The 22,849-nt window shown below is 70.1% G+C and carries 22 protein-coding genes; 5 read left to right on the top strand and 17 right to left on the bottom strand.

Annotation, left to right across the window (positions count from 1 at the left end; translation table 11 throughout):
- Positions 1-6: 6 nt before the first annotated feature.
- A complete protein-coding gene (locus AC07OZ_RS04270) occupies positions 7-816 on the top strand; it encodes a hypothetical protein (protein ID WP_495465909.1) in 810 nt (269 codons plus the stop codon).
- Here AC07OZ_RS04270 and paoC read toward each other — a convergent pair.
- From paoC to AC07OZ_RS04205, 13 genes are all read right to left on the bottom strand, one after another.
- Complete coding sequence (gene paoC / locus AC07OZ_RS04265) at positions 791-3,013, bottom strand: aldehyde oxidoreductase molybdenum-binding subunit PaoC (protein WP_495465908.1); 2,223 nt, start codon at positions 3,011-3,013, stop codon at positions 791-793. The two genes, AC07OZ_RS04270 and paoC, sit on opposite strands and share 26 nt — an antisense overlap.
- The gene (locus AC07OZ_RS04260) at positions 3,010-3,975 is read right to left on the bottom strand and encodes an FAD binding domain-containing protein (protein WP_495465907.1); all 966 of its coding nucleotides are present in this window, start codon (positions 3,973-3,975) and stop codon (positions 3,010-3,012) included. The genes paoC and AC07OZ_RS04260 overlap by 4 nt, the downstream gene beginning before the upstream one ends.
- Positions 3,972-4,727, bottom strand: coding sequence for an aldehyde dehydrogenase iron-sulfur subunit PaoA (paoA, locus tag AC07OZ_RS04255; protein WP_495465906.1), 756 nt, complete (start codon positions 4,725-4,727; stop codon positions 3,972-3,974). The genes AC07OZ_RS04260 and paoA overlap by 4 nt, the downstream gene beginning before the upstream one ends.
- 96 nt (positions 4,728-4,823) lie before the next feature.
- Positions 4,824-5,006, bottom strand: a complete 183-nt coding sequence (locus AC07OZ_RS04250; RefSeq protein WP_067272360.1) for a DUF3606 domain-containing protein — start codon at positions 5,004-5,006, stop codon at positions 4,824-4,826.
- A 24-nt stretch (positions 5,007-5,030) separates the two neighbouring features.
- Complete coding sequence (locus AC07OZ_RS04245; protein WP_495465905.1) at positions 5,031-7,193, bottom strand: sensor domain-containing diguanylate cyclase; 2,163 nt, start codon at positions 7,191-7,193, stop codon at positions 5,031-5,033.
- An 87-nt stretch (positions 7,194-7,280) separates the two neighbouring features.
- Positions 7,281-8,237, bottom strand: coding sequence for a Gfo/Idh/MocA family oxidoreductase (locus AC07OZ_RS04240; protein WP_495465904.1), 957 nt, complete (start codon positions 8,235-8,237; stop codon positions 7,281-7,283).
- 38 nt (positions 8,238-8,275) lie between these two features.
- On the bottom strand, positions 8,276-9,151 hold the full coding sequence (locus tag AC07OZ_RS04235) for a class III extradiol dioxygenase subunit beta (protein WP_495465903.1): 876 nt from the start codon (positions 9,149-9,151) through the stop codon (positions 8,276-8,278).
- Entirely contained in the window at positions 9,148-9,633 is a 486-nt protein-coding gene (ligA, locus tag AC07OZ_RS04230; protein ID WP_495465902.1) for a protocatechuate 4,5-dioxygenase subunit alpha, read from the bottom strand. Before ligA ends, AC07OZ_RS04235 begins: the two co-directional genes overlap by 4 nt.
- Before the next feature lie 11 nt (positions 9,634-9,644).
- Positions 9,645-10,595, bottom strand: coding sequence for an amidohydrolase family protein (locus tag AC07OZ_RS04225; protein WP_495465901.1), 951 nt, complete (start codon positions 10,593-10,595; stop codon positions 9,645-9,647).
- 19 nt (positions 10,596-10,614) lie between these two features.
- Positions 10,615-11,598, bottom strand: a complete 984-nt coding sequence (locus AC07OZ_RS04220; RefSeq protein ID WP_495465900.1) for an NAD(P)-dependent oxidoreductase — start codon at positions 11,596-11,598, stop codon at positions 10,615-10,617.
- Between the two features lies 1 nt (position 11,599).
- On the bottom strand, positions 11,600-12,637 hold the full coding sequence (locus AC07OZ_RS04215) for a Bug family tripartite tricarboxylate transporter substrate binding protein (RefSeq protein ID WP_495465899.1): 1,038 nt from the start codon (positions 12,635-12,637) through the stop codon (positions 11,600-11,602).
- Positions 12,638-12,744: 107 nt separating this feature from the next.
- Positions 12,745-13,428: a 4-carboxy-4-hydroxy-2-oxoadipate aldolase/oxaloacetate decarboxylase gene (ligK, locus tag AC07OZ_RS04210; RefSeq protein WP_495465898.1), complete on the bottom strand. Its 684-nt coding sequence runs from the start codon at positions 13,426-13,428 to the stop codon at positions 12,745-12,747.
- 96 nt (positions 13,429-13,524) lie between these two features.
- Positions 13,525-14,220, bottom strand: a complete 696-nt coding sequence (locus AC07OZ_RS04205) for a substrate-binding domain-containing protein (protein WP_495465897.1) — start codon at positions 14,218-14,220, stop codon at positions 13,525-13,527.
- A gap of 179 nt (positions 14,221-14,399) precedes the next feature.
- On the opposite strand from AC07OZ_RS04205, the gene AC07OZ_RS04200 reads away from it, so the two are divergent.
- Positions 14,400-15,287, top strand: a complete 888-nt coding sequence (locus AC07OZ_RS04200; RefSeq protein ID WP_495465896.1) for a LysR family transcriptional regulator — start codon at positions 14,400-14,402, stop codon at positions 15,285-15,287.
- Positions 15,288-15,431: 144 nt separating this feature from the next.
- Here AC07OZ_RS04200 and AC07OZ_RS04195 read toward each other — a convergent pair whose 3' ends face one another.
- Both AC07OZ_RS04195 and AC07OZ_RS04190 read right to left on the bottom strand, forming a co-directional pair.
- A complete protein-coding gene (locus AC07OZ_RS04195) occupies positions 15,432-15,782 on the bottom strand; it encodes a type II toxin-antitoxin system TacA family antitoxin (RefSeq protein WP_495465895.1) in 351 nt (116 codons plus the stop codon).
- 223 nt (positions 15,783-16,005) lie between these two features.
- On the bottom strand, positions 16,006-17,784 hold the full coding sequence (locus AC07OZ_RS04190; protein WP_495465894.1) for a RecQ family ATP-dependent DNA helicase: 1,779 nt from the start codon (positions 17,782-17,784) through the stop codon (positions 16,006-16,008).
- Between the two features lie 180 nt (positions 17,785-17,964).
- Between AC07OZ_RS04190 and AC07OZ_RS04185 the strand changes: the two genes are divergently transcribed.
- Positions 17,965-18,120 (top strand): DUF3309 family protein, encoded by a 156-nt coding sequence (locus AC07OZ_RS04185; RefSeq protein WP_067272324.1) that lies wholly within the window; start codon positions 17,965-17,967, stop codon positions 18,118-18,120.
- Between the two features lie 81 nt (positions 18,121-18,201).
- Here AC07OZ_RS04185 and AC07OZ_RS04180 read toward each other — a convergent pair whose 3' ends face one another.
- Positions 18,202-19,524, bottom strand: a complete 1,323-nt coding sequence (locus AC07OZ_RS04180) for a 3-oxoacyl-ACP reductase (protein WP_495465893.1) — start codon at positions 19,522-19,524, stop codon at positions 18,202-18,204.
- A gap of 286 nt (positions 19,525-19,810) precedes the next feature.
- Here AC07OZ_RS04180 and AC07OZ_RS04175 point away from each other — a divergent pair, with 286 nt between their 5' ends.
- Positions 19,811-20,257 (top strand): DUF4148 domain-containing protein, encoded by a 447-nt coding sequence (locus AC07OZ_RS04175; protein ID WP_495465892.1) that lies wholly within the window; start codon positions 19,811-19,813, stop codon positions 20,255-20,257.
- 57 nt (positions 20,258-20,314) lie between these two features.
- On the opposite strand, the gene AC07OZ_RS04170 is transcribed toward AC07OZ_RS04175, so the two are convergent.
- Positions 20,315-21,406, bottom strand: coding sequence for an alpha/beta fold hydrolase (locus tag AC07OZ_RS04170; protein ID WP_495465891.1), 1,092 nt, complete (start codon positions 21,404-21,406; stop codon positions 20,315-20,317).
- Positions 21,407-21,654: 248 nt separating this feature from the next.
- Here AC07OZ_RS04170 and AC07OZ_RS04165 point away from each other — a divergent pair, with 248 nt between their 5' ends.
- Positions 21,655-22,776 (top strand): beta family protein, encoded by a 1,122-nt coding sequence (locus tag AC07OZ_RS04165; RefSeq protein WP_495465890.1) that lies wholly within the window; start codon positions 21,655-21,657, stop codon positions 22,774-22,776.
- Positions 22,777-22,849 lie beyond the last annotated feature (73 nt).

The raw sequence follows: 22,849 nt of genomic DNA, 5'->3' as shown, positions 1-22,849 counted from the left end.
ACATCCATGTATTGGCAATCAGGCGAGATCCAATTTGACGTCGAGGTCATTTACGACAGCGATTACAGCGAGGAACTGGATCGTGATCAGCAGTCTCCGGCGGCCTCGGCCCCGCTTTGCAACGAGACGCTCAGTGCGATCAAACTGGTGGACGAGCGTTCGGCGCTGCCTGCGGACAGCATCGCCGGCAAGGCGCTCTGCGAGGCTTTCCTTCTCCCTGCCGTCGCGCTCGATCTCCGAGATCCGCTGACGCACGACGACGACTGCAGATCGACCTCGGTGCCTGCGGCGATGACGTCTCCCGGCGGTGCCGTGCCGACCTTCGAACTGGTCCGCCGTCGGATCGACGAGTGGGGATGTCGGTTTCTTCAAGCCCTCAATGCCGACGATCCCGGCAGCGAGTGCAACGGTTCCCTGGCCGCACGCACCAGCTCTGCCGAGGCGCTGTATTCGGAACTCCGCGGAAGCCCCTTGCTGTTGGAGCGGGCGCTGCCGATGCTGTTTCGCGCGAGCATGATCGACATTGATGTCGATCACCACAGCGCTGGCGGCAGGCGCGCACTGAACTTGTGTGAGGCCCTGCCCCGAGAGAGGCGTACGGTCCTGATCGGATTGCTCAATGGCTATGAAGGCATGGATACGAAGGGCCGGGCGATTCATCGCGATATCGAGCGCCGCCAAGACACGTCCTGGCTCACGCTCAACCCGAAACGAATGCCCAGTCTGACGCGGGAAATGTTCAAGGCCCTGGGGCTTGAGCAACTGCGACAAGCGACAGGGATCTCCTACGTCAAGCCACCTTCGGCAAGTCCTTGAGCAGCTTGTCGAGCGTGACCGGATAGTCCCGCACCCGCACCCCGGTGGCGTTGTAGATCGCGTTGGCGACCGCGGCGGCGACGCCGCAGATGCCCAGCTCGCCGACACCTTTGGCCTTCATCGGCGACGACAGCGGATCGGTCTCGTCGAGGAACACGACCTCCTGGTGCGGGATGTCGGCATGCGCCGGCACCTCGTAACCCGCGAGGTCGTGATTGACGAAGAAGCCGCGCCGCTCGTCGACGTGCAGCGCCTCCATCAACGCTGCGCCGACGCCCATCGTCATCGCGCCGATGACCTGGCTGCGCGCCGCCTTCGGGTTGAGGATGCGCCCCGCCGCACACACGGCCAGCATGCGCCGCACGCGGACCTCGCCGGTGAAGGCGTCGACCGCCACCTCGACGAAATGGCCGCCGAAGGTCGACTGCTGGTACTTCTTGTCGAGGTCGCCGAACTCGATCTTTTCCTCGGCCGCGAGGCCCTCGTTGCCGGCGACTTCGCCCAGCGGGACGCTGCGGCCGCCGCCGTGCACCTGGCCGTCGGCGAAGACGGCGTCCTTGGCGTCGATACCCGCCTTCTTCGCGATCACCTCGCGCAGCGCGACGCAGGCCGCGTAGACGCCCGACGCCGAGCTGTTGGCGCCCCATTGACCGCCCGAGCCTGCCGACACCGGCAGCGCCGAATCGCCCAGCCGCACGACGACCTGCTCGAGACCGACGCCCATCATCTCCGCCGCCGTCTGCGCGAGGACGGTGTAGGTGCCGGTGCCGATGTCGGTCATGTCGGTCTCGACGGTGACGATGCCGCGGCGGTCCAGCCGCACGCGGGCGGCGGACTTCATCACGATGTTGTTGCGGAAGGCCGCCGCGACGCCCAGGCCGATCAGCCAGCGTCCGCCAGGTCCCTCACGTCGCTGCCCCGGTGCAGTGCGCCTGCTCCATCCGAAACGCTCCGCGCCGGTGCGCAGGCATTCGGTCAATCGCCGCTGCGAGTACGGCCGCTCCGGCTTCTCCGGATCGACCTGCGTGTCGTTGGTGATGCGGAACTGGACCGGGTCCATGCCGAGCTTCTCGGCGAGCTCGTCCATCGCGATCTCGAGCGCCATCAGCCCCGGCGCCTCGCCGGGCGCGCGCATCGCGTTGCCCTCGGGCAGGTCCAGCACAGCGAGCTTCATCGCGGTCATCCGGTTCGCGCCCGCGTAGAGCAGCCGCGTCTGCGCGACAGCCGTCTCCGGCCCGCCGCCGGGCAGGTCGCCCGACCAGCTCTCATGCCCGATCGCCGTGATCTTCCCGTCCCGCCCCGCGCCGATGCGCAGGCGCTGGAGGGTCGCGGGCCGGTGCGTCGTGTTGTTCATCATCAGCGGCCGCTGCAGCGCGACCTTCACCGGCCGGCCGCTGGCCTTCGCGCCCAGCGCGGCCATCAGCACGTCCGCGCGCAGGAACAACTTGCCGCCGAAACCGCCGCCGATGAAGGGCGAGATCAGCCGCACCTTGTCGCGGCCCAGCCCCAGCGTCTTCGCCAGGTCGCCGCGGCCCCAGTCGATCATCTGGTTGGCGGTCCAGACGGTGAGCTTGTCGCCTTCCCAGACGGCCAGCGTCGCGTGCGGCTCCATCATCGCGTGCGACTGGTCCGGCGTCGTGTAGGTCTGGTCGACCTTCACCGCGGCCTGCGCGAAGGCGGTGTCGAAGTCGCCGACCTTCGTCTCCGGCGGCGTGCCGCCGGGACCGTCCGCTTCCTTCGGAGGCTTGGCCTGGTCCTTGGCCTTGGCCAGGCTGAAGGCGCCAGTCTCGGGCGCGTACGCGACGCGGATCAGCGCCGCGCCCGCGCGCGCCTGCTCGAAGCTCTCCGCGACCACCACGGCGATCGCCTGGTGGTAGTGCTCGATCTCCGGCCCGCCGAGCAGCTTGGCCGTGTTCATGGTGCCCTTGCCCAGCTTGCCCGCGTTGTACGCGGTGACGATGGCCAGCACGCCGGGCGCGGCTTCCGCTGCCTGGACGTCCAGGGTCGAGATGCGGCCCTTGGCGATGCCGGCGCCGACGACGACGCCGTAGGCGACGTTCTTGGCCACGTCATGGCGCTCGTACGCGTAGGGCGCGGTGCCGGTGGTCTTGCGCGGTCCGTCGATGCGATCGGTCGGCTTGCCGACGACGCGCAGCTGGTCGATCGGATTCGTGGTGGCGGGGGTGTCGAACTTCATGCGGTCCTCCCGGTGACCTTCGCTTGCGCCAGCACCGCGGCGAGCGTGCGCTCCACCAGCGGCAGCTTGAAGGCGTTCTCTGCGGTCGGCGTCGCGCCGGTCAGCAGCGCGTGCGCGGCCGCGGGCGCGCCTTGGCGCACGGCTCGCTCGGCGGCTTCGGCGCGCCACGGCTTCGGCGCGATGCCGCCGACGGCAAAGCGTGCACTGCCGTCGCGCTGGACGATCGCGCCCACCGAGACCAAGGCAAACGCATACGACGCCCGGTCTCGGACCTTGTGATACAGGTGCGTGCCACCCACCGGCTTAGGCAGTGTCACCGCGGTGATCAGTTCCCCGGCCTCGAGCGTGGTCTCGATGTGCGGGGTGTTGCCGGGCAGCCGGTGGAAGTCCGCGATCGGGATGCGCCGCGACTGGCCGTCGGGGCGCATCGTCTCGACGGTCGCATCCAGCAGGCGCATCGCCACCGCCATGTCGCTGGGATGCGAGGCGATGCAGGCCTCGCTGACGCCGATCACCGCGAGTGGCCGGCTCATGCCGCCGATGGCCGAGCAGCCGCTGCCGGGCTTGCGCTTGTTGCAAGGCTGGTCGGTGTCGTAGAAGTAAGGACAGCGCGTGCGCTGCAGCAGGTTGCCGGCGGTCGTCGCGCGATTGCGCAACTGGCCGGACGCCCCGGCGAGCAAGGCCCGCGACAGCACCCCGTAGTCGCGCCGCACGCGGGCGTCGGCGGCGAGGTCGGTGTTGCGCACCAGCGCGCCGATGCGCAAACCGCCATCGGCGCCGGCCTCGATGCGGTCGAGGCCGAGGCCGTTCACGTCGATCAGGTGGGTGGGGGTCTCGACCTGCAGCTTCATCAGGTCGAGGAGATTGGTCCCGCCGGCGATGAATCGCGCGCCGGGCTGCTTCGCGGCGGCGGCCACGGCGGCGGCGGGAGAGGCCGCGCGCTCGAAGGTGAAGGGCTTCATGCGGGCCTCCGTTCGCCGGCGCCCGGCAGGGGGACGCCGGCCACCTCGGCCATCGCGTCGATGATGTTGGAGTAGGCCCCGCAGCGACAGAGGTTGCCGCTCATGCGCTCGCGCAGCTCGTCGATGGACAGGAGCGGGCGGACGTTGAGGTCGGGCGTGACGTGACTGGGCACGCCGGCCTTGATCTCGTCGAGCACCGCGACCGCCGAACAGATCTGCCCCGGCGTGCAGTAGCCGCACTGGTAGCCGTCGTGCCGCACGAAGGCCGTCTGCATCGCGTGCATCTTCTCGGGGGTGCCGAGGCCCTCGATGGTCACGACCTTCGCGCCCTCGTGCATCACCGCCAGCGTCAGGCAGGCGTTGACGCGCCGGCCGTCGAGGTGGATGGTGCAGGCGCCGCACTGGCCGTGGTCGCAGCCCTTCTTGGTGCCGGTGAGCTGCAGATGCTCGCGCAGCAGGTCCAGCAGCGAAGTGCGGTTGTCGACGACCAGCGTGTGCGGCTGGCCGTTGACGCTGAGCGTCACGCGGGAGGTGGCCACGAGGTTCTCCTGGGGCTTGGGACCGGCAGGCGAGGGGGCTTGCGCGGCGGCCTCCAGCGGCGCGCCGGCGGCCACCGCGGCGGACGCGCCCGCGCCGGCGATCAGCAGGCCGCGGCGCGAGATCGCGCAAGGCTCAGCGTCGCACGGGGGGTTGTCCGGTGGAGACAGGGAAGACGCGAGGTGCGCGTCCGAACGATCCGTGTCGAGATCCATGCTGGGGACTCCTGGCTGGCCGGGATCGGCAAGCTGAGGAGTTGGCAATCGCTGTTCCCAGCGGCGATTCCGTCATCGGGATTCGCACGGCGGCGATCAGCGGTGCGCCTGCAGCCACTCCTCGACGGAGCGGGCGCTGGTCCCGACCGCATCGACCGCATGCCGCAGCAACTCGGGCGACACGCCGAAGCGCTCACCCCAATACCGCAGCTCGTAATCGTCCTGCACGTTGACGCGATGGCGTTCGCTGTTGTGCGGACTGGAGGTTTCCTCGGACATGACGATCTCCCGGCTCAACCAGGTTCAACCCGGCTTGCGCGACGGCGGCACGCGGCTGCTGTCCTCGCCGTCGAGCGTGGCCCCGGGATCTTCCTCCCCGGCGACCGATTCGTCGAATGAATGATCCGGGACGGCCGGCGGACCAGGGTCGTGCGGACGCGGCGACGACGGTGCGGCGCGCCTGTCCTTCGGGTTACTGGCGTTCTCCGTCCCTGGCTCCGGCGCGGGCCCGGAGGGCGTGTCGATCGCATCCACCGGGGTGGGGGCATCGGGGCCGACCGAGGTCGACGGTGAATTCGTGGCGTTCATGGCGTTCCCCGGCAGGCTGCTGGCCGACACGAAGCGGCGCTTGCCCGCGCGCTTGGCCGTCGTCATCGCCGTTTCGGCGAGCCGCATCAGCGACTCCGCCTGGCGGCCGTGGTGAGGGGCAAACGCGATGCCGATGCTGGCCGTGATCGACCCGTGGTCGCCGTCGGGCAGCCGGATGGGCTCGGCCACCGACTCCAGCATGCGGCGCAACGCCGGCTCGGCCTCGTGCTCGGCGCGCAGCGCGGTGAGCAGGATGGCGAACTCGTCGCCCCCCATCCGTGCGACCAGGTCATGGCTGCGCACGCCCGCCAGCAGCCGCTGTCCCACCACGCGCAGCACCACGTCGCCGGCCTCGTGGCCGAACTGGTCGTTCAGGTCCTTGAAGCCGTCCAGGTCCACCCAGCACACCGCCACCAGGCCCACGCGCTCGCCCAGCAGCGTCATCGCGCCCGCCAGCCGCTCGGTGAAACGCACGCGGTTGGGCAGCCCGGTCAGCGCGTCGTGCACTGCCAGGTGCTGCGCGGTGGCCTCGCTCTCCTTGAGCGCGGAGATGTCGATCATCATCCAGAGCGACTCCCGCTCGGACACCGACGCGCCGCTCAGATCGATCCACACCGGCGTGCCGTCCTTGCGCCGCATCCGCAACTGCCGGCGGTAGCGGCGGCCCGCGGCGATCGCCGGATAGGCCGCATCGCCGACCTCGCGGAAACTGTCGTCGTCGAGGTAGAGCGGCCGGGTCGTCTGGCCGTTCAGCTCGCCCGGCGCGTAGCCGAACAGCGAGGCCAGCGCGCGGTTCTTCCAGACCACCGTGCGGTCGCGCAGCCGCATCATGCCGACCATGTCGTTGTCCAGCATCAGCGCCTGCTCCAGCGCGAGCTGCTGCAGCCCGATCGCCGCGCGGCGGTCGCGGCGCTGCTGCAGGAAGACCAGCACCGAGCAGCCCAGCACCGTCAGGATGACCACCCCGGCCAGCGCCGCCTGCTGCACGACCTCGCCGCGCCAGGCGGCCAGGAACTCCGCGGTGCTCGCGCCGGTGAAGATCGTCAGCGGATAACCGCGCACCTGGCGGTAGCAGGTGATGCGCTCGATGTTGTCGAGCTTCGTCCGCGTCATGTACCAGCCCTGCTGCGGGTTGGCGGCGATCTTGCGCATCAGGTCCTCGGACACGATCACGTCGCCGACGCCCCGGATCGAATGCGGCTCGGTGGCCGAGTAGCGCGCGATCAGGCGCTGGCTGCGCGTGCGCAGCGAGATCGCGCCCTCCGCCCCGATCGTCAGGCCCTTGAAGCTCTCGATGAAGTGTTCCGTCGACAACGTCGTGTAGACCACGCCGGCGAAGCTGCCGTCCTCGCGCTCCAGCCGGCGGGAGACGGCGATGCCCCACTTGTGCTGCACGCGGCCGAACAACGGTTCGGAGATGACGACCGCGTCGCCGTCGAGGTCCCGGGCGCGCTGGAAGTAGTCGCGGTCCCCGACGTTGAGCGCGCCTTCCTCGCCCGCCAGTCCGTACACGACCTGACCCCGCGCGTCGGTGATCCGGATCGCGTCGACCTGCGGCAGCAGGCTGCGCTGGTCGGCCAGCGCCCGTTCCACCGCGCGCCGGACCACTTCCGGATCGCCGGTGGTGCGCCGGAACTGCAGCGCGAGCGTGGACAGCGCGTTGTCGACCTGCTTGAGCTCGGCACCGATCTCGATGCTGAGGCTGGCGGCCAGGTTCTCGGTGGTCTCGCGGGCGCGGGTGAGGTCGGACTCGCGCCCGGCCTGCAAGGCCAGCCAGGTGGCCGTCACGATCGCCGCGGCGATGACGAGGTTGCCCGCCGCGAGCCACAGGGCCAGTCGCGTCAGTGAGCGGGGGGCGTAGAGGGGCGGTCGGTCCATCGGAAGCACGCGGGCGAAGCGGTCATCCTAACCGCGCCGCACGCTGTCCGGCTCCTCTGGGGGATCGGTGCCGACCCGACCCCGGACTCACCCGCGCAACTGGCGTTCCAGGCCGTCGAGCACCCGGTAGCAGGGCAGCACCTGGGCGACGCTGGCGTCGGGTTCGCGACCCTCCCGGATCGCGGCGACGAATTCCCGGTCCTGCAGCTCGATGCCGTTCATCGACACCGCCACGCGGCTGACGTCGACGGTCTCGTCGCGGCCGGTGACGAGGTCGTCGTAACGCGCGAGGTAGGTGCCGGTGTCGCCGATGTAGCGGAAGAACGTCCCCAGCGGTCCCTCGTTGTTGAAGGACAGCGATAGCGTGCAGATCGCCCCGTTGGCGGCCTGCAACTGCAGGCTCATGTCCATCGCGATGCCGAGCGTCGGATGGATCGGCCCCTGCAGCGCGTTCGCCCGCACGACCGGGCTGCCGCACTGCCAGGCGAAAAGGTCCACCGTGTGCGCGGCGTGGTGCCACAGGAGGTGGTCGGTCCAACTGCGCGCCTGGCCCAGCGCGTTCGTGTTGGTGCGGCGGAAGAAATAGGTCTGGACATCCATCTGCTGGATGTGGAACTCGCCGGCCTCGATGCGGCGCCGGACCCACTGGTGGCTCGGGTTGAAGCGGCGCGTGTGACCGCACATCGCGACCAGGCCGGTCTCGCGCTGGCGGCGCACGACGGCCTCGCCGTCGGCCAGTACGTCGCAGAGCGGGATCTCGACTTGCACATGCTTGCCCGCGTCCAGGCAGGCCAGCGCCTGGCGCGCATGCAGCTGCGTCGGCGTGCAGAGGATGACGGCGTCGACGTCGTCGCGCGCGAGCGCCTCGTCGAGCTCGGTCGTCGCATGGCCGATGCCGTACTTCGCGGCGGTCTCGCGGGTCTTGTCCAGGTCGCGGCTGATCAGCGACACCACCTCGACGCCGTGGATCTGCTTGAGCGCGTCGAGGTGCTTCTGGCCGAAGGCGCCGGCGCCGGCCAGGGCAATGCGGATCGGTGCGGTCATGGAGGCTCCGGAAAGTCGAGGGTCGTGGACGGGACGGTTCAGGGGTTCTCGAGGATCAGGTGACCCACGGCGGTGTTGGACGCGGGCACGTGATAGAAGCGGTGGGCGACCCGCGGTGCGCCGCCGCCGTCGAGGTCGGCCATCGCGCCGCGCGCGATCAGCCACATCACGAGCTCGATGCCTTCGGAGCCGGCCTCGCGGACGTAGTCCAGGTGCGGCATCTCGGACAGGCCGCGCGGATCCGCGATCAGGCGGTCCATCCAGGCGTTGTCCCACTCGCGGTTGATCAGGCCGGCCCGCGGCCCCTGCAACTGGTGGCTCATGCCGCCGGTGCCCCAGACCTGGACGTTCAACGGCGTGTCGAAGCTCTCCACCGCGCGGCGGATCGCCTGGCCGAGCTGCAGGCAGCGCCGGCCCGAGGGCACCGGATACTGGACGACGTTGACCGCCAGCGGGATCACCGGCACGGGCCAGCCGGGCGCGCCGGCCTCCTGTTCGCCGAACATCAGCGACATCGGCACCGTCAGCCCGTGGTCGACCGTCATGCGGTTGATCAGCGTCAGGTCGAAGTCCTGCTGGATCACGCTCTGGGCGATGTGCGCCGCGAGCTCGCCGTGACCGTGGACCGTCGGCACGGCGCGCGGCCCCCAGCCCTCGTCGGCAGGCTCGTAGCGGTCCGCGGTGCCGAGCGCGAAGGTCGGGATCATGTCCAGGCTGAAGGCGTTGGCGTGGTCGTTGTAGACCAGCACGATGGCGTCCGGCCGGTTCGCGGCCATCCAGCGGCGCGAGGGCGCGTAGCCCGCGAACAGCGGCGACCAGTACGGGTCCTGCGTGCGGCCCTGGTCCATCGCGACGCCGATCGCCGGCACGTGCGAGGTGTAGACGGACGCGGTGATCCGCGCATGGGTGCTCATCGGGGGCTTCCCTTCGTGTCGTGCTTCGGGCCGTGCTTCGTCTCCTGCCGGGTGTCGCCCTTCGTGGCGGTGCTCGCGTCGGCCGTGACGTCCGGTGCGACGGCCGCCCGTCGCGGCGTGCCATCGGGGCGCCGTCCACCGGCCAGCATCATGTCGCGGTAGTCGGCCTCGGTCATCCCGGTCATGCCGGCGGCCATCTGCTGGTAGCTGCGGCCGTCGGTCGCGCCGATCTTGGCCAGGAAGTAGATGTTGCCGCCCAGCCGGATGCACTGGTTCAGGTCGCGCGCCAGCACGGCCTCCTTCTGCGCCGCCGTCATCGCCCACTCGTCCAGGTAGGCGCGCTCGTCGGCCTTGAAGCGCGCGCGGTTCTCGGCCTTCATCAGCGACATGCAGAACTGGTTGAGCCAGTAGCCCTTGCGGGCCTGGTCGGCGTCGAAGATGGTGGTGCCGGGGATGTCCTGGTAGGGCTTGTCGATGGGCATGGCGGTTTCCCTCAACGGATGGCCTCGGGCCAGTAGAGCCGCATCGGGTTGTCGACCAGCAGCCGCTGACGCAGGTCGGCAGTGGGCGCGATGCGCGGGATCACATCGACCAGCAGGCCGTCGTCGGGCATGTGGTCCTTCAGGTTGGGATGGGGCCAGTCGGTGCCCCAGAGCACGCGGTCAGGAAACTCCTCGACGACGCGCCGCGCGAACGGGATCACGTCGCGGTAGGGCTCGCGCTCACCGTTCAGGGCGGGCGGTCCGGTGACGGAGAGTCGCTCCGGACAGGTGACCTTGCTCCAGACGAACGGATGCTCGCGCAGGAAACGCAGGAAGAGCGCGAACTCCGGGCCGTCCACCGGTTTCGTGACGTCGGGTCGGCCCATGTGGTCGACGACGACCGTCGTGGGCAGCGCGCTGAAGAAGTCCCACAGCTCGGGCAGGTCGGGCGCCTCGAAGTAGATGACGACGTGCCAGCCCAGCGCCTTCACGCGCTGCGCGATCTCCATCAGTTCGTCGCGCGGCGTGAAGTCGACCAGCCGCTTGACGAAGTTGAAGCGCACGCCGCGCACGCCGGCGTCGTGGAGATCCTTCAACTGCTCGTCGGTGATGCCGCGGCGCACGGTCGCGACACCGCGCGCGCGGCCGCCGGACGCGCGGCAGGCATCGACCATCGCGCGGTTGTCGTCCCCATGGCAGGTGGCCTGCACGATCACATTGCGACTGAAGCCGAGCCGGTCGCGCAACGCGAAGAGCTGCGCCTTGCCCGCGTCGCAGGGCGTGTACTTGCGTTCGGGCGCGTAGGGGAACTCGGCGCCGGGGCCGAAGACATGGCAGTGCGCATCGACGGCGCCGTCGGGCAGCTGGAAGCGCGGCGTCGACGGGTCCTGATACCAGTCGAGCCAGCCCGGGGTCTTGTCGAAGCCGCCGGAGGTGGGGAGCGCCGAGGTGGTGCGCGTCATTGCGGGTCCTTCCACAGAATCAAAGCTTGGGCTTGGCGAGTTGCGCCAGCAACCGGTCGGCCTCCGTGCGCCAGTCCGGGCTGCGGCCGAAGTCCGCATCGCCGCGCCGGCCGAAGATGCCGTCCTCGGCCAGATCGGCCATCCAGGCCTGGCGCTCGGTCGTGCCTTCCGCGCTCCACGGCGTGAGTCCGGCATCGCGGACCGTCTCGGCGACTTCGCGGACTTCCTCGCTGCGGCGGCGGCCGTGCTGGATCACGCGCTGGAAGAAGTAGGCGGCCTGCTTCTCCCAGTCGATGCCGGGGAAGGTCTCCTTCAGCGAGGCGAGCACCGCGTCCTCGACGCCGTAATGGCGCGCCGAGGTGAGGCTCTCGATCACCATGGCCTCCAGGCCCTTGATCATGACGCTGCGGCACATCTTGGTCGCGCTGACGATGCCGAGGTCCGCGCTGCCGACGGTCGGCGCGAAGCCCAGTTGCCGCAGCAGCGGCTCGGCCGCCGCTGCATGCGGGCCGCCGAGCAGCAGTGGCACGCGCAGGCGGTAGGGCGGGACGCTCGTCATGACGGCGCCCTCGACGTAGCGTCCGCCGTGCGCGTGCACCGCGTCCGCCGCCTCGCGCTTGGCCTTGGGCGACGCCGAGTTGAGGTCGAGCACGACGGTGCCCGGCTTCAGTCCGGCGGCGGTCGATCGCGCGGCGTCCAGCGTCTGGCTCGCGGTGACGGCGATGACGACGAGGTCCGCCGGCGTCGCCACCATCGTGGCCGAGCTGGTCAGTTCGACGCCGAACTCGACCGCGTGTTCGCGCATCGTGTCGGCGTCGCTCGACGGGGACTCCAGCTTCAGGTCGTAGGCGCTGACCGCGGCGCCGGTGGCGCGCAGGTCCTCGGCGAGGATCCGGCCGACTTCGCCATAACCGACGAGGCCGATGCGCAGCGCCTGGGATGGCGCCGCCGTCGATGGGTCCGGTGGCGTCTGCGCCTGTGTCGGCGGTACTGAGGTGCTCATGTCAGTCCAGCGAGATGTTGAGCCGCTTGATCAGCTCGGCGTACTTGGCGGACTCGCTCGCGATGAAGGTCTGGTACTGCTCCTTCGTCGTCGGGAAGACGTCGTAGCCGAAGGTGGCGTAGCGCTCACGGATGTCGGGTTCGGCGAGCGCGGCCTCGATGTCGCGCTGGATCTTCTCCTGCACCGCCTTGGGCAGGCCGCGCGGCGCGGCGATCGTGGTCCAGCCGGTGACCTCGTAGCCGGCCGGTCCGCCGGATTCGCTGACGGTGGGCAGGTCCGGGAAGGCTGGGTGGCGCTTCGGCCCGGTGACCGCGATGAAGCGGATCTTGCCGGCGCGCTGCAGCGGACCGGCCGTCGCCATCGAGCCGAGCGCGAAGTTCAGCTCGCCGTTGGCCACGGCGGTGTAGAGCATCGTCGTCTCCTTGTAGACCACATGCGTCATCTGCGTCTTCGTCATCGCCTCCAGCTGCGCCGCGCCCAGGTGCACCGGGTTGCCGACCGACCAGGAGCCGTAGTTCAGCGCGTTGGGATGGGCCTTGGCGTCGGCCACGATGTCGCCGACGGTCTTGTACTTGCTGTTGGCCGGCACGCCGACGAAGAAGTAGGTCTTGAACAGCGGCGCGATCGGGTCGAAGTCCTTGACCGGGTCGTAGGGCAGCTTCTTGAACAGGTGCGGGTAGACGACGAGGTGGACGTTGTCCAGCTGGATCAGGTCGTGGCCGTCGGTCGCGCCGCGCTTGAAGGCGTCGATCGCGATGAAGCCGTTGGCGCCGGGCTTGTTCTCGACGATGACCGGCTTGCCCCACTTCTTCGAGAGCTTCTCCGCGACCACGCGGGCCACGGTCTCCGGACCGGCACCGGCCGGGAACGGCGTGATGATGCGCACGGGCTTCGTGGGCCAGTCCGCAGCCGGGGCCGCGGGGGCGCTGGCCTGGGCGGCGGCCAGTCGCGGCAGCGCCGCAGTCAGCAGCAGCGCGGCGAGGGTCAGGCCTTGCCCGGCGCGAGCAAGGGCAGTGCGGCGATTCGTAGGGGCAGTCATCGTCGTTGTCTCCGTCGATCTTTTGTGGTCGGCAACCTCTACAAGGCGGGTCGCTCGAGTGGATGGGTACTGCTGCGTGGTACTGCAGGAACTGCGGAAAACCTGAATCAGTCGATGTAGCGCAGCCCGGCCTTGGCCAGCGGCTCGCGCATCTTGTACATGTCCAGCCCGAGCACGCCGGCGGCGAACTGCTCGCGCTTGGCGCCTTCGTTGGCCTCGCGGGCCGCGGCGGCGTCGAGCGTCTGCTGCGCCACGGCGGCCGGAACGCAGACGATGCCGTCGTCGTCGGCCACGATGACGTCCCCGGGATGGACCAGCGCGCCGGCGCACACCACGGGGATGTTGACCGACCCCGGCGTCGCCTTGATCGTGCCCTTCGCGGAGATGCACCTGCTCCAGACGGGGAAGCCCATCTCGTTGAGCGTGCGCACGTCGCGCACGCCGCCGTCGATGATCAGCGCGCGGGCGCCGCGGGCCTTGAAGGAGGTCGCGAGCAGGTCGCCGAAGTAGCCATCGCCACACTCCGAGGTCACGCCGGCGACGACGATGTCGCCTTCGCGGATCTGTTCGGCGGCGACGTGCAGCATCCAGTTGTCGCCGGGCTGCAGCAGCACGGTGACGGCGGTGCCGGAGACCGCGACGCCCGACTGGATCGGCCGCATGTAGGGCTTGAGCAGGCCGACGCGGCCCAGCGCCTCATGGACGGTCGCGGCGCCGAAATGGCCGAGCGCGTCGGCGGCGACACGGTCGGCGCGGGTGATGTTGCGGTAGACGACGCCGAGTTCGTACATGGCGGGTTCCTTCTTGGGGGATCTGAGGATCTGAGGATCGGAGGGGGAGGCGGCGGGGCGGCGGGGCGGCGAATGTCGGCGGGCGTGCCTCGCCCTTCAGGCTGCCGGTGAAGCGAGACCCAGCCGACGGCGCAACGCGTCGTGGCGAGGAGAGGCGAAATCGTCGGCGACGCGTTGCGCGGTGGCGGGTTCGGCGGAGGTCACCGCGACGGCGGCGGTGAATCGGGTGACGATCTCGAGCCCGGGCGGCATCGGGCCCAGGATCGTCAGGCCGCCGTGGCCGAGGAGCTCGCTCAACTGCTGGAAGCCGAGGTCGACATCGCCCTGGGCGACCATCTTCGCCACGGGCACGCCGGCGGGAGACTGGCGCAGGCGGTCGTCGAGAGCATTGCGCAGGCCCCAGTCCTCGAGCAGCTTCAGCAGTGCCTGACCGCTGGGGCCGGTGGAATAACCGATGGCACGCGCACCGAGCAGGGCCTGGCGCAAGGCGTCGGCCGTGTCGACGGCGGGTCGCGCGTGGCCTTCGGGGGAGGCGATGAACATCGGTGAATCGGCGATCGGACGCAGCGAGCCGGCGCGCAGATGCCCCGTGCTCGACAGCCGATCCATCGCATCGGCGGCGAGCACGACGAGGTCCAGCGATTCGCCCGACGCGACGCGCCTGGCGGCGTCGACGCCGCCGATCGACTCGACACGGATCTCCACGCCGTGCGCCGCGGTGTAGGCGGCGGACAGTTCCGCCAGCAAGACGCGGGTGGCCATCGAGGAAATGCCGGCGAGGGGTGCGATCACGGGGCGGTCCGGAAGCGGGTCGGGTGGAAGGGCGGAGGGCGGGTTGGCAAGGAGGCGGGATTGCGGCGCATTCTGGTCCCGTCGAGCCGGGCCAACCAGTTCTGGGTTCCACTAGCTGCTATTCCGATCCGGCATGACACGGATCCAGGGCCATGCCGGTTCGTGAGAGCATGCGGACCATGAACCTCACGCAACTGGAGACTTTCGTCCATGTGGCCGAGCACGGCAGCTTCAGCAAGGCCGCGATGGTGCTGGGCGTGGCGCAGCCGGCGCTGAGCCGGCAGGTGCGGGCGCTGGAGACGGAGCTGCACGAGACACTGCTGCTGCGCAACGGCCGCGGCGTGGAACTGACCGAGGCGGGACGGCGCCTGCTGCAGCATGGGCAGGACATCCTGAACCTGGTCAGCCACGCGAAGGACGATTTGCGCGCGCGGCGCAGCGAGCCGGTCGGCCAGATCACGATCGCGATGCCGCCGACGCTGGCGCGGCTGCACACGCTGGCGCTGATCCGGGCCTTCCAGGCGGAGATGCCGCAGGCGCGCCTGACGATCATGGAGGGGTTCTCGGTGCATCTGACCGAGTGGCTGCTGACCGGGCGCACGGACCTGGCGCTGGTCTACAACCCGGAGCCCGTGCCGGCGCTGGAGATCCTGCCGCTGCGGCGCGAGCGGCTGTGCCTGGTCAGCCCGAAGGATCAGGCGCCGGCGCGGCCGCCGACCTTGTCGCAGCTCTCGCGTTATCCGCTGGTGATGCCGCAGCGCGGGCACATCTTCCGGGCACTGATGGAACAGGCGGCGGCGATGGCGGGCGTGCAACTCGACGTGCGCTGGGAAGTGGCGAGCGTGCCGGCGATCCTGGACTGCGTCGCGGCCGGCATCGGCCACGCAGCCTTGGGCGAGGACGCGTTGCAGATCTACGAGAAGCCGGAGCGTCTGGTCACGACGCCGTTCGCGAAAGCGGACATCCAGAGCACGCTGTGCCTGGTCACGCCGACCAGCAAGCGGGCGACGCCGTTGATGCAGAAGACGGCGGGGGTGCTGATGCGGATGGTGGGGGAACCGCGCTGATCAGCGATCAGATGGCGAGGTCTTTCCCCGTCGCTCAAGGCCGTCGTGCCGACGCGCCCCAGAGGAAATCACCATGACCACGACTGAATCCGCTGCGGCCATGTGACGGCAAGAGCAAGCTCGGCGGCTGAAGACCGCCGCGCGTCAGAGTTCCCATGGCGCCTTCCTCGCCATCATTCGTTGGTAGGCGGCGTTCTCGCTGAGCGGCCGATCCAGGAGGTCTTCGCAAGCTTGCAGTTCGTCTTCGGTCAGTCCCTGCGTCGCCTTATGCAGGATGGCGCCTTCAGCCGCGTCCAGCATCGCGTCGCGCACAAATGCGGCACGCGTCTTGTTGGCGCATTCGGCCGCGCAATCGATCAATTCACGAAGTTCAACCGGAATCTGCAGCCAATGACCCTGACCGCTCTCGATCAGGGGGGCGCGTTCGACGGCGGCGATTTGCGCTGCGATGTCGGGAGGCGCGGAAACGTTGTGGTCAAGATTGAGTGCGGTCATGAATCGAAGTGGAGTTGAAGATCAATTGGCCGGCATGCTGCTGCCGATGCGGCCACGAAGCAAGCCAGCCGGCGGGTGTCGCGACAGAAATCCGGCGTTCCGTTGACGTGCCTCAAAAAATCTCTGCGCGACAACGTCATGCTCCACGAGGTCGCGTCGACGCGCATCGCCCCGAGTGGGGCAATGAAGAGGGCCTACCAAAGAGGGAAATGGGGGGAGGCGCTCAGGCCGCCTTCGCTGTTGGCGGCTTCGCGCGCTTCACGTATTGCGGCAGGAAGCTCCGCTTCTCTTGACCGAATGCGACGGTCACGCTGTCTGCGCTGGCCTCGACGACCACGCCGCCGCCGTAGCGTTTGACCCGAACCGCTTCGCCGGGCTGGAACACCGCTGCCGCCGCGGCCGGGGTGTCAGGTGTTGCCTCGGCAGCGCGCATCGACGACTCGCGCTCATGCGCATCGATGCGCTCGCAGTTGTCGCAGCCGTGGCAGCGGTCGAAACCCGCCGCCTCGTCGAAGGCCTCCAGCATCACGCGCCAGCGGCACAGCCCGCTCTGCGCGTAGAACACCATCTGCTCGAGACGGCGACGGTCCTGCCCGGCCTTCGCTTCGTAGCGGGCCAGGGCCTCCATCAAGGACGCCACGTCGCCGGGCGCCGGGTCGCTGAGTCGGAATGCGTCACCGTCCTCCGTCAGCCACCCCTCGCGGACCAGCAGTCCCGTGAGTACCTCGAGCTTGTTGCGCGGCCGGCCGAGCCGGTCCCGCAGCGCGTCGAGCGTCCAGCCGGCCTCGTCCGGCGGTGGCGTGCGCAAGGCCTCGGTCAGCGCCTGCGCGTCGGCCGGCGCCGGATACCGGCCGTTCAGGAAGAACTGCTGCACCGCCCGGTCGCCGGCCACGAACAGCAGCGTGCAATCGGCGCGCTCGCCGTCCCGGCCCGCGCGACCCGATTCCTGGTAGTAGACGTCGAGGCCGGCCGGCACCTGGTAGTGGACGATCCGCCGGATGTCCGGCTTATCGATGCCCAGCCCGAACGCGTTGGTCGCGACCATCACGCGCGCATCGCCTCGCATGAAGCGGTCCTGCGCATCGTGGCGCTGGGCGGCGCGGAGGCGGCCGTGATACAGCGCCGACGGAACGCCCGCGCCGGTCAGCGCGTCATGGATCGATTCCGCCGCCTTCACGGTGGCGGTGTAGACGATCGTCGACGGCAGCGCCGACGATGCCGCGACGTCGGTGTCTGCCTCGTCGGCTTCGTCGGCACCCGCCGCTTCATCCGGTCGATCGGCCCTGTCCGCATCCTCGCCGGCGACCAGCGCCAGCAGGCGCCGGAGCTTGTCCTCCTCGTCCGCCAGCGGCTCGACGCGGTAGTGCAGGTTGGGGCGGTAGGTGCCGCCGATCAGGCAGCCCGCGGCGGGAATGTCGAGCTGCCGCGCGATGTCCTCGACGACCTCCGCGGACGCCGTCGCCGTGAGCGCGAGCACGGCGGGCCGGCCCAGGCGCTCGCGGGCCTCGCCCACGCGCAGGAAGGCCGGACGGAAATCGTGGCCCCATTCGGAGATGCAATGCGCCTCGTCGACCACGAGCAGGTCCGTCGGACGCTGCGCGAGACGCCTGACCCAGTCGGCATCGTCGAGGCGTTCGGGCGTCAGCAGCACGACCTTCGCCGTGCCGTCGAGCGCCATCTCCTCCTGCGCCGCGAGCGACGCCGCATCGAGGCCGCTGTGCACCTGCGCGCACCGGATGCCGAGCGCGCCGAGCCGCGCGCACTGGTCCTTCATCAGCGCGATCAGCGGCGAGATGACGATCGTGCGGCCCGCCATCAGCGCCGCGGGCAGTTGATAGCAGAGTGACTTTCCGGCGCCGGTGGGCATCACGGCCAGCGTGTTTAAACCACGCAGCACGCGATCGATGACGTCCTTCTGTCCCGGTCGCCAGACACGGAGTCCGAAGCGACGCAGTTGTTGAAGGACGAGGCGTTCTGAAGGAGCTGGGCGGCGCGTGGGCATGAGGGCTCAAGACGGGCAGGGCGAGGGTCCCGCACGCCTTCAGCAAGCCGCGAGCCCGACGGGTGTCCCCACGTTCGTACACCGGGCACAGGGGTTGCCGTACAGGGCCATGCCGCCCACGCGCAGCGTCCTTCGCCGCGCGCCGGGCCCGACCCACGTCACAACATTCCGGAGATCCGCATGATCAGCACCATCCTGCTCGTCATCCTCATCCTGCTGCTCGTCGGCGCCTTGCCCTCATGGCCTCACAGCCGCAGTTGGGGCTACGGCCCCAGCGGCGGCCTGGGCCTGGTCGTCCTGATCCTCATCGTCCTGCTGCTGCTGGGATACATCTGACGACCGTCGTCAGGAGCCGGCTCGCGAGCGCCCCTCGCGGGCGCAGTCCGCGGGCTCATCAGCTTCGGACCCGCTGGGCGCTCACGCGCCCAGCAACGACTGTCCGCACACGCGCAGCACCTGACCCGTGAGCGGGTGCGCCCCCGGCGACGCGAGGAAGGCGATGGCCTCCGCCACGTCCGCCGGGGTGCCGCCTTGCTTGAGCGAATTCAAGCGACGTCCCGCCTCCCGCACCATCCACGGCATGCGTCGCGTCATCGCGGTTTCGATGAAGCCGGGCGCGACGGCGTTGATCGTGCCGCCGCGTCCGGCCAGCGTCGCTGCCCGGGCGCCCACGTAGCCGATCAACGCGGCCTTCGACGCGCTGTAATTGGCCTGGCCGGCGTTGCCCGCGATGCCGCTGATCGACGACAGACAGATCTCGCGCGCTCCGGCGTTCAGCAGTTCGGCATCGTCCAGCCGCGCATCGATCGCGAGGATGGCCGCCAGGTTCACCGCCATCACCGAGTCCCATTCCGACGCGGACATCCGCGCCAGCGTCCGGTCGCGCGTGATCCCCGCGTTGTGCACCAGCACGTCCACGCCGTGCAGGCGCCGCACGGCATCGACCAGCTCATCGACGGCGCCCGGTGCCGTCAGATCCGCCGCGAGCAGCGATCCGCCGATCTCGCGCGCCACCGCTTCGAGCGGTTGACGGGCCGCCGGCACGTCCACGCAGAGCACGCGCATGCCGTCGAGCGCCAGGCGCCGGGCCGTGGCCGCGCCGATGCCGCCGGCCGCGCCCGTTACCAGCGCCACCGGCGCGCGATCCTCGTCGATCGGCGCTTCGACGTCCTTGCGCCAGGACAGCACCTGACCCGAGACATACGCGGAGCGATCCGTGCCGAAGAATCGCAGCGCGCCCGCGAGCGATGCCATCGACGCCGCGCCCTCCTGCAGCACGAGGGCGTTGGCCGTCGCGCCGCGCCGGCCGATTTCCTTGGCCAGCGCGCGGACGAAGCCCTGTGCCGCGTGCAGGCAGGCGGCTTCCGCCGCGCTCATGACACCGGCCGAGCTCAGCGCCAGCACGCGTCCCCCCACCGCGAGGCGGACCATCGCCAGCTGCGCCTGCTCGAACAGCAGGCGCAAGGCCGCGACATCGCGGCAGCCGGTCGCGTCGATCACCAGCGTCCGGACCGGACCGTCCCCGCTCGGCATGCCGCCTTGAGCGACGATCGCCGCCAGCAGCGACGGCAACGGCGCCGTGCTGCCCGGCGCGATCGCAAGCACGGATCGGCCGGCAAGTTCCTCGTCGACCCAGGCATTCTGGCGACGGAGCAGCGGCACTGGCTGCGGCAGGTTGAACAGGCGCGCGATGCGCCGGCCGAACGGGTGCTGGACGAAGTGGAGCAGGCGGTCGGTCATGGCGGCAAGGCGACGTCGGCATGTCGCCGGAGAGCGGGGAACGGCGCGCAGTGTAGGCGCGCCCGGATGCACCGGCGCTCAACGTCAACCCGATGCGCCCGGTGCGCCCGGTGAGCATCTTGCGTCGATGACAAAACGGTCATCCGCATGTCCGGCTCATGTCGGTGTCTCGCGCCTAGAGTGGACTTCAAGGCGTTTGAAACGCGCGCCGACGCAGCGGGAACCGGTCCGGTTCAACTCATCGGATCCCGCGTGCAGGACCACTTTCAATCCAAGGAGTCTGACCATGAACCACTTCAAGAAGCTCTCCCTTCCGATCGGTGCGGCTGCACTGGCCGCCGCCATCGCCGTACCCGCGTTCGCGCAGGTGGAGGAAGAAGTCCTGTCCGGTCCCAAGTCCCGCGACCAGGTGATCGCGGAACTCGAGACCGCCCGCATGGACGGCAGCCTCGACAGGTTGCAGGGCGAGCACAGCTATGCCCCGGACTTCGATGAAGCCAAGGGCATGGACGTGCAGTACTCGAATCACCAGGCCGATGCCGACGTGACGGTGGGCATGTCTACGGACACGAGCACCCAGGTTCAGTTCGCCGCGCCTGCCGCGGGCGGCAAGACGCGTGCCCAGGTGATGGACGAACTGGAACAGGCTCGCGCCGATGGCTCGCTGGAACGCGCCTGGAGCGAGCAGGGTTATGCGCCGGAGCTCGAGGCGGCGCATTCGTACCGTCGCTGATCGACGGTCTTCCGACTTCGAGCAACGGGGTTCCCATGAGGGAACCCCGTTTTGCATTCACAGCCGCGTGACGTCCAGGATCGCCTGCGCGAACGCCTTCGGCGCTTCCTGCGGCAGGTTGTGGCCGATGCCGCCGGTCAGGTCGCGGTGCTGGTACTTCCCGGCGAATTTGCGGCGGTAGGCGGACGGTGCCGGATGCGGCGCGCCGTTGGCGTCGCCTTCGAGCGTGATCGCGGGGATCGTGATGTCGGGCGCCGCGCCGACGCGCGCCTCCACCGCGTCGAAGCGCGATTCACCGTCGGCCAGGCCCAGGCGCCAGCGGTAGTTGTGCACCACGATCGCGACATGGTCCGGGTTGTCGAAGGCGGCGGCGCTGCGCGCGAAGGTCGCATCGTCGAATCGCCATTGCGGCGAGGCCAGCTGCCAGATCTGCTTCGAGAACTCGGCGCGGTACTTCTCGTAGCCCAGCCGGCCGCGCTCGGTCGCGAAGTAGTACTGGTACCACCACTGCAGCTCCGCCGCCGGCGGCAGCGGCTGTTCGTTGACCTTGCGGTCGACCAGCAGGTAGCCGCTGACGGACACCACGGCCTCGCAGCGTTCGGGCCAGAGCGCGGCGAGGATGCCCGCCGTGCGTGCGCCCCAGTCGCAGCCGCCGACGATCGCCTTCGGGATGCGCAGCGCGTCCAGCAGCGCGATCGCGTCGCGCGCCAGGGCGCCTTGCTGGCCGTTGCGGGCCGTGTCGGCGGACAGGAAGCGCGTCGTGCCGTAGCCGCGGGCGTAGGGCACGATCACGCGATAGCCGGCCGCCGCGAGCAGCGGCGTGACCGCCTCGTAGGTGTGGACGTCGTAGGGCCAGCCGTGCAGCAACAGCACGGGCGGGCCGTCGGCCGGACCGGCCTCGACGTAACCGACGCGGAGATCGCCGGCGTCGACGTGCTTGAGCGTGCCGAAGGCGGGCGCGATCGCGATGGATGCGCCTGCCGCCGACATCGGCGCCGCCAGCGCGGCGGACGGCAGCAGGCCCGCCAGCGGCAGCGCGGCGGCAGCCGTCGCGGCGCCCAGTGACGCGCCGAGGCGGAGGAACTGGCGGCGCGGCAGCGCGGCGCCGATCAGGTCGGGCGTGTCGATCATGTCGTGGCGGTCGGTCATCGGGGATCTCCGTGGGTGTGGTGGCGACCTCGGCAGTGGACGTCCGCGATGTATCTCCGCCTTGTCGACATCGAACCGGGTTTGCATGCCGGTGTCGCCCCTCCCGGCGCAGATACAGGGGCATACAAAGCCGATCTCTGACATCGGTCAAACCAGCCCCTGGCTTTCCGGCGGCGTCTTTCCTAGCCTGCCGCTGACCGGGCGCGCGGGGCGCCCGGATTCGGGCCGCGGGCCCGCAGGAGGTGGCTATGAATGGGGTCTCGCTGGATGAGGTCGTCTACTTTCCGTCGCTGCAGACGTTGCCGGCCGAGCTGCGCGGCTTGCGTGAACTCGACCGGGTGCGCAAGCGCCGGATCCTGCCGTTGATCACGCTGCTCCCGCTGCAGCGGATCCCCGACGTGGTGGACTTCCGCCGCGCGGCGCAGCGGGCGGGCGAGGCGATGCAGGAGCTGCCGCATTTCATCGACCTGGGCCGCGTCCCGCTCGACCACGCGCTGGCGTGGCGGCGTCTGGCCGACCCCGCGCAGGGGTTCCGGACCTGGCGCGAGTTCGTCCAGGCACACCGGAACGCCGTGCCCGTGGTGCTGATGCCCGACGGTGCCAGCGAACGCAGCGTCGTGCTGCAGGCGTCGGCGATCGAGCGCGAGTTCGGCCGGGTGCTGTTCCGGCTGCGCGGCGCGGCACCTTTGACGACACCCTCGGCGGCGCCCTCCACGGCGCTCGTGGAGCGGGCCCTGGAGGGCCTCGAGGACCCGCGCCGCGCGCTCGTCGTGCTGGACTTCGGGACCGAGCGCGAATGGCTGCTCGGCTGCGCTGCCGCCGGCCGGGACCTGCTGGCCCGTTGGCGGCGGCGGTGGCCGGGGTTGCGTGTCGTGATGATGGGCAACAGCTTCCCCGCGACGGCGCCATGGATCGGGGCCGCGACGTCGGAGGACAACCCCCGGTCGGGCCGTCTGGCGATCCTCGAGCGTGAGTTGCACCGGCGGCTGGGCGGCCCGGCGGTCGTCGGCTACGGCGACCATGGGGCCATCCATGCGCCCAGCGAGCCCGGCCCGGAACTGCCGACCGGGCATGTGCGCATCGACTATCCCTGGCAGGGCGTCTGGTACTTCGAGCGCCGCCGGCGCGCGAATCCGGACGAGGCCAGCCGGGAAGCCGCCGAGGCCATCGTCGCGACGGCACCGTCGTTCGGTGCACGCGGCCTGTGGGGGGAGCACGAGATCCAGGAAGCCGCCCACGGCAGGATGGTCGCGCCGGGGATGGAGACGTGGACGGCGATCCGCGTCAATCTGCACCTGTCGACGCAGGTCGACGAGATGTCGATGGAACACCGGAGCATCCGGAGCCTGCTGCCGGCCTCGACTTCGTGAAAACCACGGGTCGGCCACAGGGCGCGGCGAAGCCCGCTGGCGGGGAGGGACCCGCGGGGCTGCCTATACTCGC

It is taken from the genome of Roseateles sp. GW821-FHT09G03 (assembly GCF_059416045.1).
The sequence above is the reverse complement of the archived record's forward strand: the minus strand, read 5'-3'. Positions and strand labels throughout refer to the sequence as shown.